Consider the following 10,588-nt stretch of genomic DNA (forward strand, 5'->3'; position numbering starts at 1 on the left):
TTGGACAAGCGTGCACGCCGGGCCCGGCTCCCGGACGGGCGCATTACACTCGTTCGGGATCATCGAATCGTTAGAGGAGCAATGGACGCAGTCGTGGAGACCACCGCCGTCGAGCGGGACGGGGCGTCGCCGACGACCCTCTCGCGCAAGGTGAAGGCCTTCGTCGCTCTGACGAAGCCGCGCGTGATCGAGCTGCTCCTCGTGGTGACCGCTCCGACGATGATCCTGGCGCAGGGCGGGATCCCGAACCTGCTGCTGGTCCTCAACGTCCTGATCGGCGGCGCCCTGAGCGCCGGGTCCGCGGGCGCGTTCAACTGCTACTTCGACCGCGACATCGACCGGATCATGAACCGGACGAAGAACCGGCCGCTCGTGACCGGGGAGATCTCGGACCGGTCCGCGCTCGTCTTCGCGACCACGATCGGCGTCCTGTCGATCGTCTGGCTCGGCCTCACGGCCAACTGGCTCTCCGCGGGGCTCTCGCTCGCCGCGATCCTGATCTACGTCGTGTTCTACACGCTCTTCCTCAAGCGCCGGACGCCGCAGAACATCGTGTGGGGCGGCATCGCGGGCTGCATGCCGGTGCTGATCGGCTGGGCGGCGGTCACCGGCTCGCTCGACTGGGCCCCCGTCATCCTCTTCTCCGTCATCTTCCTCTGGACGCCGCCGCACTACTGGCCGCTGTCGATGAAGTACCGGGACGACTATCAGGCCGCCGGCGTGCCGATGCTGGCCGTCGTGCGCGGACGCACGATCGTCGGGCTCCAGGTCATCCTCTACGCCTGGGCCACCGTCGCCTGCTCGCTCCTGTTGATCCCCGTCGCCGGCATGGGGGTGCTCTACACGGTGGTCGCGCTCGGCAGCGGAGTCTGGTTCATCGCCGAGACGCACCGCCTCTACAGCCTCGCCATTCGTCACGAGCACGTCTCGCCGATGCGGGTGTTCCACGGGTCCATCGGATACCTCACCCTGCTCTTCCTCGCCGTCGGCATCGACCCGCTGCTGCCCTTCTGATGGTGACGCCGTTCTCCCTGCTCGCCGAGCGGGTGACCCTGGGTCCGCGCGCACTGCGCTGGGGGACCACCGCGGCGCTCGTCGCGAGCATCCTGATCATCTTCTTCGGCGGCGTCGTCCGGCTGACCGGCTCGGGCCTCGGCTGCCCCACCTGGCCGGCGTGCGAGCCGGGCTCGCTCACCTCGACCCCCGAGCTCGGGATCCACGGCTTCATCGAGTTCACGAACCGCGCGTTCACCGGTGTCCTCGTGGTCGCGGTGGGCTGGGCCATCACGGCCGCGCGCCTGCAGAAGCCGCGCGACCGCACCATGACCCGGCTCGCCTGGTCGCAGTTCTGGCTCGTCGTCGCGAACGCCCTCGCGGGCGGCGCGACCGTGCACTCGGGCCTCAACCCGTACATCGTGGCCGGGCACTTCGTTCTCGCCATCGCCCTCCTCACCACCACCGCGCTGACGTGGCACCGCGCCCACCGCTCGCAATCCGTGGCCTTCGAGCCCGACCGTGCGACGCGGGCGCTCAGCATCGGGCTCGTCGGCCTGACGCTCCTCGTGATCCTCGTGGGGACCCTCGTGACGGGGACCGGCCCGCACGCCGGCGACTCCGCGGAGGTGCCCCGCATGCAGTTCCACTGGGAGAGCGTGACCGTCGTCCACGGCGTGCTCGGCACGGCGGTGCTCGTCGTGGGCGCCGCGCTGCTCCTGCGCCTGTCGCGGGCGGCGGGCTCGGAGCTCGCCCGGCGGCGCGTGGTCGCCTTCCTCGTGGTCGTCGTGCTGCAGGCGCTGGTCGGGGTCGCGCAGTCGCTCACCGCGCTGCCCGAGACGCTCGTCGCGGTGCACCTGCTCGGCTCGGCGCTCATCTGGGTCGGCGCGGTCCGCGTGCTGCTCGACGTGAACCCGAGGCTGTTCACCGTGCGCGCCCAGCGCCGGGACGCCGCCCAGGAGCTCCAGCCCGCCGCCTGACCGCGGGCTCCGGCTCGGCGGAGAGCAGGTGCCGCCGGAGGCGCAGGAGCACGCGGGGGAGCGCCCGCAGCGGGAGGTCGGCCGCGATCGCGCGGGCGAGGGGGCCGAACGCCCGTGCGGGTCCGGCCGGCAGGCCGGCGCCCACCAGTGCGGTCACGAGTCGGGCGGGGATCGGGGTCGATGCGTCGCTGGTCATGGCGGAACCGAATCACGGACCACCGACACCGGTATGGCCATGCGCGTCTGGAGGTGAGCCACCGGCGCCCGGCCGACACCCAGGTGCGGAGGTTCCGCTGAACGGCGGACGCCGGTAGAATGAGAAGCTGGTCACGGTTCGACGCACCCTGCGCACGTGATCCGCACACGGCCCAATGGAGCGCCGACGCACACCTCCGGAATCCAGGGACGCACATCACCAGCTCCGCGCATCAGATCGATCGCGCGACCGGCCGGAGAGAACCCGCGGGCCACCCCCGGGGGAATGACTCCGGGACCCGACCGGTTAGCAGTGGGTAGGAAACGAGGTACACATGTCAGACATCCTGATCGACCGCCCCGAGCTCGAGAGCCTGGGCGTCTACGAGTTCGGCTGGTCCGACTCGGACTCCGCCGGAGCCTCCGCACGACGCGGCATCTCGCCCGAGGTCGTCTCCGACATCTCCGCGCTCAAGAACGAGCCCGCCTGGATGCGCGACCGCCGCATGAAGGCCCTGAAGCTCTTCGAGCGCAAGCCCATGCCGACGTGGGGCGCCGACCTGTCGGACATCGACTTCGACAACATCAAGTACTTCGTCCGCTCCACCGAGAAGCAGGCGCAGACCTGGGACGACCTCCCGGACGACATCAAGAACACGTACGAGAAGCTCGGCATCCCGGAGGCGGAGCGCCAGCGCCTCGTCGGCGGCGTCGCCGCCCAGTACGAGTCCGAGGTCGTCTACCACCAGATCCGCGAGGACCTGGAGGAGCAGGGCGTCATCTTCATGGACACCGACACGGCGCTGCGCGAGCACCCCGAGATCTTCGAGGAGTACTTCGGCACCGTCATCCCCGCGGGCGACAACAAGTTCGCGGCGCTGAACACCGCGGTCTGGTCCGGCGGCTCCTTCGTGTACGTCCCCAAGGGCGTCCACGTCGACATCCCGCTGCAGGCCTACTTCCGGATCAACACCGAGAACATGGGCCAGTTCGAGCGGACCCTGATCATTGCGGACGAGGACAGCTACGTCCACTACATCGAGGGCTGCACGGCTCCGATCTACAAGTCGGACTCGCTGCACTCGGCCGTGGTCGAGATCATCGTGAAGAAGAACGCCCGCGTGCGCTACACGACGATCCAGAACTGGTCGAACAACGTCTACAACCTCGTCACCAAGCGCGCGATCGCGCACGAGGGCGCGACGATGGAGTGGATCGACGGCAACATCGGCTCCAAGGTCACGATGAAGTACCCGTCGATCTTCCTGGTCGGCGAGCACGCCAAGGGCGAGACCCTCTCCGTCGCGTTCGCGGGCCCCGGCCAGCACCAGGACGCCGGCGCGAAGATGGTCCACATGGCGCCGTACACGCAGTCGTCGATCGTCTCGAAGTCGATCGCCCGCGGCGGCGGTCGCGCCGGATACCGCGGTGAGGTCCGAGTGGACGCGAACGCGCACCACTCGGCGAACACCGTGCGCTGCGACGCCCTCCTGGTCGACACCATCTCGCGCTCCGACACCTACCCGGCGATCGACATCCGCGTCGACGACGTGCAGCTCGGCCACGAGGCGACGGTGTCGAAGGTCAGCGAGGAGCAGCTCTTCTACCTGATGTCGCGCGGCCTGCCGGAGGACGAGGCCATGGCCATGATCGTCCGCGGCTTCATCGAGCCGATCGCGCGCGAGCTGCCCATGGAGTACGCCCTCGAGCTGAACAAGCTCATCGAGATGGGGATGGAGGGCAGCGTCGGTTGACGCCCGCCTCCCCCCTCGAAGGGGCGCCCGGACGGGGCGCCCCGCACCCATCGAAAGGAACCACCGCCAGATGACGGTCCCCACGAGCGCCGCGACCCCCGAGATCGACGGCGCGGCCGCCGCTGAGCGCCTGGGCATCAGCGCCCACTCCGACGGGGCGTTCACGCCCGTGCAGACGCGCTCCGAGCGCTTCGCGTCGGCCGACGTCGAGGCCTTCGAGGCCGTCACCGGCCGCGAGATCGCCTGGAAGCTGACGCCCGTCGCCCGCCTGGGCGATCTCATCGACGGCGTGCTCGACGGCTCGCCCGCCCCGGTCGAGCACACGGCGGTGGACGGTGTCGACGTCTCGTGGGTCGGCCGCGACGACCAGCGGATCGGCACCGCCGGCCTCCCCGAGGACCGCGCCGCCGCGAACGCCTGGTCGAGCTTCGAGAAGGCCCTCGCCGTCCGCGTGACGGGAGAGGACGAGAAGGTCGCCACCCTCGTCCGCTCGGGCCTCGGCTCCGCACCCCGCGCCGCGCACACGATCATCGAGGCGGCGCCCTACGCCCGCGCCGTCGTCGTGCTGCAGAACGAGGGGGAGGCCTCCCTCGCGGAGAACGTGGAGGTCCTCGTCGGCGAGGGCGCGCAGCTCACCGTCGTCACCGTGCAGGAGTGGGCGGACGACGCCCGGCACCTGGCCAACCACTTCGTGCGGGTCGGACGCGACGCGAAGGTGAAGCACATCGTGGTCACCCTCGGCGGCTCCATCGTCCGGGTGAACCCCTCGGCGCACCTCGTCGAGCGCGGAGCGGACGGCGAGCTCTTCGGCCTGTACTTCGCCGACGGCGGCCAGCACCTCGAGCAGCAAGTGTACGTCGACCACGACGCCCCCGACACCCGCAGCCGCGTGACCTACAAGGGCGCGCTGCAGGGCGAGGGCGCGCGCACCGTCTGGATCGGCGACGTCCTGATCCGCAACAGCGCCACCGGCACCGACAGCTACGAGCAGAACCGCAACCTCGTCCTCTCGGACGGCACGCGCGCCGACTCCATCCCGAACCTCGAGATCGAGACCGGTGACATCGCCGGAGCGGGGCACGCCTCGGCCACCGGCCGCTTCGACGACGAGCAGCTCTTCTACCTGCAGTCCCGCGGCATCCGTGAGGACGAGGCGCGACGCCTGGTCGTGCGCGGGTTCCTCAGCGAGATCGTGCAGCAGATCAAGGTCGCCGAGCTCGAGGACCGCCTGCAGCTCGCGATAGAGGCGGAGCTCGCCGGCAGCGCCGGCCAGACCGGCTCCTCCCGCGGAGCGGCGGTCACCGCATGAGCAACGCCGCGATGATCTGCTCGGTCTCCGAGCTGATCCCCAACCAGGCCATGCGGGTCGAGGTCGACGGAGTCGCGATCGCGGTCGTGCAGGACTCCGCCGGCGAGATCCACGCCATCGGCGACACCTGCACCCACGGCGAGATCTCGCTCTCCGAGGGCTTCGTCGAGGGCGACAGTCTCGAGTGCTGGGCGCACGGCTCCCAGTTCTCCCTCCGCACCGGCACCCCGCTGAACCTCCCGGCCTACGAGCCGGTCCCCGTCTTCGTCGTCGAGATCATCGACGGCGACGTCTACATCGACCCGACCGTCACGAAGGAAGTCTGAATGTCCGTTCTCCAGATCAGCGATCTCCACGTCAGTGTCGAGACCGAGCAGGGGACCAAGCAGATCCTCCGCGGTGTCGATCTCACCATCAACCAGGGTGAGATCCACGCGATCATGGGCCCCAACGGGTCCGGCAAGTCCACCCTCGCGTACACGATCGCGGGACACCCCAAGTACCACGTCGACGGCGGCTCGATCACCCTCGACGGCGTCGAGGTCCTCGATATGTCCGTCGACGAGCGCGCCCGCGCGGGCCTCTTCCTCGCCATGCAGTATCCGGTCGAGATCCCCGGTGTGACCAACACCAACTTCCTCCGCACCGCCAAGACCGCGATCGCCGGCGAGGCGCCCGCGATCCGCACGTGGACGAAGGACGTCAAGTCGGCGATGGCGAACCTCCGCATGGACTCGTCCTTCGCGGCGCGCAACGTCAACGAGGGCTTCTCGGGCGGCGAGAAGAAGCGCAACGAGATCCTCCAGCTCGAGCTCCTCGCTCCGCAGTTCGCCGTCCTCGACGAGACCGACTCCGGCCTCGACGTCGACGCGCTCAAGATCGTGTCGGAGGGAGTCAACCGCGCCCACCAGAGCACCGGTCTCGGCGTGCTGCTGATCACGCACTACACGCGGATCCTCCGCTACATCCAGCCCGACTTCGTCCACGTCTTCGTCGCCGGCCGCGTCGCCGAGCAGGGCGGCAAGGAGCTCGCCACCCGGCTCGAGGACGAGGGCTACGACCGCTTCCTGACCTCGGCGACGGTCTGATCATGGCGGTCACCACTCTCGAGCCGAAGCTCTTCGACCAGGTCGAGGAGGCTCTCAAGGACGTCATGGACCCCGAGCTCGGGGTCAACGTGGTCGACCTGGGACTCATCTACGACCTGGGCTGGGACGACGAGAACGACGCCCTCGTCATCCACATGACCCTCACCTCGGCGGGCTGCCCGCTGACCGACGTGCTCGAGGAGCAGACCGCCGAGTCGCTCGACGGCATCGTCGAGGCGTTCCGGATCAACTGGGTCTGGATGCCGCCGTGGGGTCCCGACCGGATCACCGAGGACGGGCGCGACATGATGCGCGCACTCGGCTTCTCGATCTAGCCGCTGCACACAGACGCCGAAGGGCCGGGAGGAGTCGTCCTCCCGGCCCTTCGGCGTTCCAGTCGTCTCCAGCCTGTCGCAGTCCGTCGCGGAGTCGGAACGGCCGGGCGGGCCGGCTCCGGCGTCGAGGGCCGTCGTCGCCCCTGCCGGTCGAGTCGGTGGAGGTGCCCACCGAGGTCGAGCAGGAGGACCGGGCGGACCGACCGCTGCTGAACGCCGAAGGGCCGGGAGGAATCGCCCTCCCGGCCCTTCGGCGTCCGCGCGACCGCTCAGCGCGAGCGGCGCGAGAGCATCGCCCAGGTGGTGGGGAGCAGCGCGGCGGCGACCAGCGCCTTGAGCGCGTCGCCGACCAGGAAGGGCACGAGTCCCGCGGAGAGGACGGAGCCGAGGTCGGCGGGCAGCCCCAGCGAGGCGAGGGCGGCGGCCAGCCAGGGCAGGCCGACGAGGTAGATGGTGGCGGTGCCGGCGAGGAAGGTCACCAGCGTGCCGAGGACGCGACGGTCCCACTGCCGCTGAGCGAGCCACCCGGTGACGATCGACGCGAGGACGAAGCCGACGATGTAGCCGCCGGTGGGACCCGCGAGGACCGCCCAGCCGTGCGAGCCCTCGGTGAAGACCGGGGCGCCGAGAGCGCCGACGAGCGCGTACACGAGCATGGACAGCGCGCCGCGGAGCGCGCCGAGCGTCGTGCCGACCAGGAGGACCGCGAAGGTCTGGCCCGTGAAGGGGACCGGCCACATCGGGATGAACAGCTGCGCCATCGCCGCGGTGAGGCCCGCACCCGCGAGCACCAGCAGGGCGTCGGTCGCGACGGAGCGGGTGACGAGCCGGTCGGCGAGGACCGGGCGCGGGAGGGCGGAAGAGGAAGGGGACATGGGTGATCTCCGAGAGTCCTGGTCGCCCGAGAGCGAGGAGCGAGCGCGTCCGCGGTGAGCGGACGTGGATCCGCCCCGCGGCTCAGGAAATATACTAGGGGGCTGCCGCATCGCGGCCCCTTGCCCCACTCCTCCCGAACCGAACGCCATTTCTTGGCGGGAACGGACAGCACTGTGCTCAGCGTGCACGACCTCGAACTCCGAGTCGGCGCCCGACTCCTGATGGAGAACGTCTCCTTCCGGGTGGGCGACGGCGACAAGGTCGGCCTCGTCGGCCGCAACGGGGCGGGGAAGACGACGCTGACCAAGGTCCTCGCGGGCGACCTCATCGCCTCGAAGGGCACGGTCGACCGCGGCGGCGAGATCGGCTACCTCCCCCAGGACCCGCGCTCCGGCGACCCGGAGGAGCTGGCGCGCACCCGCATCCTCGACGCCCGCGGGCTGGGGCAGCTGGTGCTCGGCATGCAGGAGGCGACGGTCGCGATGTCGAGCAGCGACACCTCCGTGAGCGAGGCCGGCATGAAGAAGTACGGCAACCTCACGGACCGCTTCCTCTCCCTGGGCGGATACGCGGCTGAGGCGGAGGCCGCCTCGATCGCGAGCAACCTCAACCTCCCCGACCGGATCCTCGACCAGCCGCTCAAGACGCTCTCCGGTGGCCAGCGGCGCCGCATCGAGCTCGCGCGCATCCTCTTCTCCGACGCGAGCACGCTGATCCTCGACGAGCCGACGAACCACCTCGACGCCGACTCCGTCGTCTGGCTCCGCGAGTTCCTCAAGAACTACCGCGGCGGCTTCATCGTGATCAGCCACGACATCGAGCTGGTCGGCGAGACCGTGAACCGCGTGTTCTACCTCGACGCCAACCGCCAGGTCATCGACGTCTACAACATGAACTGGAAGAACTACCAGCGCCAGCGCGCCGCCGACGAGGAGCGCCGCAAGAAGGAGCGGGTCAACGTCGAGAAGAAGGCCGGTGCCCTCCAGCTGCAGGCCGCCAAGTTCGGCGCGAAGGCCTCGAAGGCCGCAGCGGCGCACCAGATGGTCGCGCGTGCCGAGCGCATGCTCAGCGGGCTCGAGGAGGTCCGCGCGGTCGACCGCGTCGCGAAGCTCCGGTTCCCGACCCCGTCCGCCTGCGGTCGCACCCCTCTGCAGGCTCAGAACCTGTCGAAGAGCTACGGCTCGCTCGAGATCTTCACCGCCGTCGACCTCGCGATCGACCGCGGCTCCAAGGTCGTCATCCTGGGGCTCAACGGAGCGGGCAAGACGACGCTCCTGCGCATCCTGGGCGGCGTCGACCAGCCCGACACCGGAGTGATCGAGGCCGGGCACGGCCTCCGGATCGGCTACTACGCGCAGGAGCACGAGACGATCGACGTCAAGCGCTCGGTGCTCGAGAACATGGTCTCCTCCAGCCCGAACCTCACCGAGACCGAGGCGCGCCGGGTCCTGGGCTCGTTCCTGTTCACCGGGGACGACTCGCACAAGCCGGCGGGGGTCCTCTCCGGCGGGGAGAAGACCCGTCTCGCCCTGGCGATGATCGTGGTCTCGGGCGCGAACGTGCTCCTGCTCGACGAGCCCACCAACAACCTCGACCCCGCGAGCCGCGAGGAGATCCTCGACGCGCTCGCGCACTACGAGGGCGCGGTCGTCCTGGTCAGCCACGACGAGGGAGCCGTCGAGGCGCTGAACCCCGAGCGCGTCCTGATCATGCCGGAGGGCACCGAGGACCACTGGGCGGCCGACTACCTCGACCTGATCACGCTCGCCTAGCGGGCGTCGAGCAGCTCGTCCTCGACCTCGGAGTCGCTGCGGCCGCGGCGTCGACGGCGCTCCTCGCGCCGCTCCTCGGCCGCCACGACCTCGGGGTCGTCGGCGTTGCGGATGCGGTACTCGTGGCGGATCGCCCAGCCGAGCCCGCCGAAGCCCATGACGGCGAACAGCACCCACTGGATGGCGTAGCTGATGTGCAGGCCCTCGTCGGCGACCGGCTTGATCGCGGCCAGCGGGGGAGCGTCGACCGGCGCCGGCGCCTCGGCGACCAGCAGGCCGTACGCCGAGGTCCGCAGGGGCTCGTCCAGCTGCGCCGACAGGTCGTCGAGCTGGATCGTGGCGATCTGGCCGGCCGGTGCGGAGCGTCCGTCGATCCGTCCCTCCGCGGGCTTCAGGCGGGCGACGACGGTCACCTCCCCCTCGGGCGGCGCGGGGATCGCGTCGGGGGAGTCCTGGGTCGAGCCGACGGGGACCCAGCCGCGGTCGACGACGAAGACGCTGCCGTCGTCGAGCCGCAGCGGTGTCAGGATCTCGAAGCCGGGGTTGCCGTTGTAGGGCCGGTTGCGGACGAGGGTCTGCCCCTCCGTCTCGTAGACGCCGGTGACCTCGACCGGGCGGTACTCGAGCGCGTCGTCCCACGTGGAGTCGGCGGGGAGCAGCCCGTCGAGCGCCACCGGGTCGGCGGTCCAGTTCGCGGTGACCAGCCGGTTGGTCGAGGCGGCCTGGTCGAGCCGCGCGACCTGCCAGCGCGAGAGCAGCACGCAGGCGACGGCGAAGACGATCGCGAGCGCGAGGTAGCCGAACCAGCGTCGCGAGAAGACGAAGCGCCAGGAGGGACGGGGCGCGTCGCCGCTCATCGTTCCGCTCCGCGATCGACCGTGTAGAGCGGCTTCACCTCGAGCGGGAAGTCGCGGGCGAGGAGGAACTCGCGCAGGAACTCCAGGTGCTCGCCGCAGGCCAGCCAGGTCTTCCGACGGTCCTCCGCGTGGATCCTCGGGTTCCGCCACTCGATCGCGAACGTCGCCGTCCGCGGGCATCCCGCTCGGGAGCAGGCGTGCGCGTCGGGGACCCGGCCGAGCGGGATCACGGCCGGTCTCCCCGCGGGTCGCCGCCCTCGGGGCCGGTCGGCGCCTCGGAGTCGGGGGCGGGGGCGGGGGGCGGGTGGGGGGGGGCGAAGGGGACGGCGGTGGGGAGCGTGAGCAGCGTCACCAGGAGCGAGCCGGCGAGCATGTGCGGGTAGTCCCCCGACTGCACTGCGCGGAAGATGTACTGCCCGAGGCCGCCGG

At 70.5% G+C, this 10,588-nt stretch carries 11 protein-coding genes and 1 pseudogene; 8 read left to right on the top strand and 4 right to left on the bottom strand.

What is annotated here, in order from left to right; all coding sequences use genetic code 11:
- The first annotated feature begins 81 nt into the window (after positions 1-81).
- From C5C27_RS00900 to C5C27_RS00930, 7 genes are all read left to right on the top strand, one after another.
- The gene (locus C5C27_RS00900) at positions 82-1,014 is read left to right on the top strand and encodes a heme o synthase (protein WP_104232635.1); all 933 of its coding nucleotides are present in this window, start codon (positions 82-84) and stop codon (positions 1,012-1,014) included.
- A complete protein-coding gene (locus tag C5C27_RS00905) occupies positions 1,014-1,973 on the top strand; it encodes a heme A synthase (RefSeq protein WP_104313218.1) in 960 nt (319 codons plus the stop codon). Before C5C27_RS00900 ends, C5C27_RS00905 begins: the two co-directional genes overlap by 1 nt.
- Positions 1,974-2,503: 530 nt before the next feature.
- Entirely contained in the window at positions 2,504-3,922 is a 1,419-nt protein-coding gene (gene sufB / locus C5C27_RS00910; RefSeq protein ID WP_104221933.1) for a Fe-S cluster assembly protein SufB, read from the top strand.
- Between the two features lie 70 nt (positions 3,923-3,992).
- Positions 3,993-5,231, top strand: coding sequence for a Fe-S cluster assembly protein SufD (gene sufD / locus C5C27_RS00915; RefSeq protein WP_104313219.1), 1,239 nt, complete (start codon positions 3,993-3,995; stop codon positions 5,229-5,231).
- A complete protein-coding gene (locus C5C27_RS00920) occupies positions 5,228-5,557 on the top strand; it encodes a non-heme iron oxygenase ferredoxin subunit (RefSeq protein ID WP_077222834.1) in 330 nt (109 codons plus the stop codon). Before sufD ends, C5C27_RS00920 begins: the two co-directional genes overlap by 4 nt.
- Positions 5,558-6,319 (top strand): Fe-S cluster assembly ATPase SufC, encoded by a 762-nt coding sequence (gene sufC / locus C5C27_RS00925; protein ID WP_104221937.1) that lies wholly within the window; start codon positions 5,558-5,560, stop codon positions 6,317-6,319.
- 2 nt (positions 6,320-6,321) lie between these two features.
- On the top strand, positions 6,322-6,654 hold the full coding sequence (locus tag C5C27_RS00930) for a metal-sulfur cluster assembly factor (protein WP_104221939.1): 333 nt from the start codon (positions 6,322-6,324) through the stop codon (positions 6,652-6,654).
- Between the two features lie 269 nt (positions 6,655-6,923).
- On the opposite strand, the gene C5C27_RS00935 is transcribed toward C5C27_RS00930, so the two are convergent.
- The gene (locus C5C27_RS00935; RefSeq protein ID WP_104232632.1) at positions 6,924-7,529 is read right to left on the bottom strand and encodes a biotin transporter BioY; all 606 of its coding nucleotides are present in this window, start codon (positions 7,527-7,529) and stop codon (positions 6,924-6,926) included.
- A 174-nt stretch (positions 7,530-7,703) separates the two neighbouring features.
- Here C5C27_RS00935 and C5C27_RS00940 point away from each other — a divergent pair, with 174 nt between their 5' ends.
- A complete protein-coding gene (locus C5C27_RS00940) occupies positions 7,704-9,302 on the top strand; it encodes an ABC-F family ATP-binding cassette domain-containing protein (protein ID WP_104221943.1) in 1,599 nt (532 codons plus the stop codon).
- Here the strand turns inward: C5C27_RS00940 and C5C27_RS00945 are convergent.
- The 3 genes and pseudogenes from C5C27_RS00945 to C5C27_RS17800 form a co-directional block, all read right to left on the bottom strand.
- Positions 9,299-10,159, bottom strand: coding sequence for an SURF1 family protein (locus C5C27_RS00945; protein ID WP_104237481.1), 861 nt, complete (start codon positions 10,157-10,159; stop codon positions 9,299-9,301). The two genes, C5C27_RS00940 and C5C27_RS00945, sit on opposite strands and share 4 nt — an antisense overlap.
- Complete coding sequence (locus C5C27_RS00950) at positions 10,156-10,389, bottom strand: hypothetical protein (RefSeq protein WP_104225286.1); 234 nt, start codon at positions 10,387-10,389, stop codon at positions 10,156-10,158. Before C5C27_RS00950 ends, C5C27_RS00945 begins: the two co-directional genes overlap by 4 nt.
- Positions 10,386-10,588, bottom strand: a pseudogene (locus C5C27_RS17800) (hypothetical protein); the annotation flags it as partial. The pseudogene C5C27_RS17800 and the gene C5C27_RS00950, both read right to left, overlap by 4 nt.

This window comes from Rathayibacter sp. AY2B7, assembly GCF_002931635.1.
Taxonomy (GTDB): Bacteria; Actinomycetota; Actinomycetes; order Actinomycetales; family Microbacteriaceae; genus Rathayibacter.

What these genes read in the sequence shown, in the direction of transcription:
- C5C27_RS00900 (WP_104232635.1), top strand. Translation starts at nt 82, where the DNA reads ATGGACGCAGTCGTGGAGACCACCGCCGTCGAGCGGGACGGGGCGTCG.
- C5C27_RS00905 (WP_104313218.1), top strand. Translation starts at nt 1,014, where the DNA reads ATGGTGACGCCGTTCTCCCTGCTCGCCGAGCGGGTGACCCTGGGTCCG.
- sufB (WP_104221933.1), top strand. Translation starts at nt 2,504, where the DNA reads ATGTCAGACATCCTGATCGACCGCCCCGAGCTCGAGAGCCTGGGCGTC.
- sufD (WP_104313219.1), top strand. Translation starts at nt 3,993, where the DNA reads ATGACGGTCCCCACGAGCGCCGCGACCCCCGAGATCGACGGCGCGGCC.
- C5C27_RS00920 (WP_077222834.1), top strand. Translation starts at nt 5,228, where the DNA reads ATGAGCAACGCCGCGATGATCTGCTCGGTCTCCGAGCTGATCCCCAAC.
- sufC (WP_104221937.1), top strand. Translation starts at nt 5,558, where the DNA reads ATGTCCGTTCTCCAGATCAGCGATCTCCACGTCAGTGTCGAGACCGAG.
- C5C27_RS00930 (WP_104221939.1), top strand. Translation starts at nt 6,322, where the DNA reads ATGGCGGTCACCACTCTCGAGCCGAAGCTCTTCGACCAGGTCGAGGAG.
- C5C27_RS00935 (WP_104232632.1), bottom strand. Translation starts at nt 7,529, where the DNA reads ATGTCCCCTTCCTCTTCCGCCCTCCCGCGCCCGGTCCTCGCCGACCGG.
- C5C27_RS00945 (WP_104237481.1), bottom strand. Translation starts at nt 10,159, where the DNA reads ATGAGCGGCGACGCGCCCCGTCCCTCCTGGCGCTTCGTCTTCTCGCGA.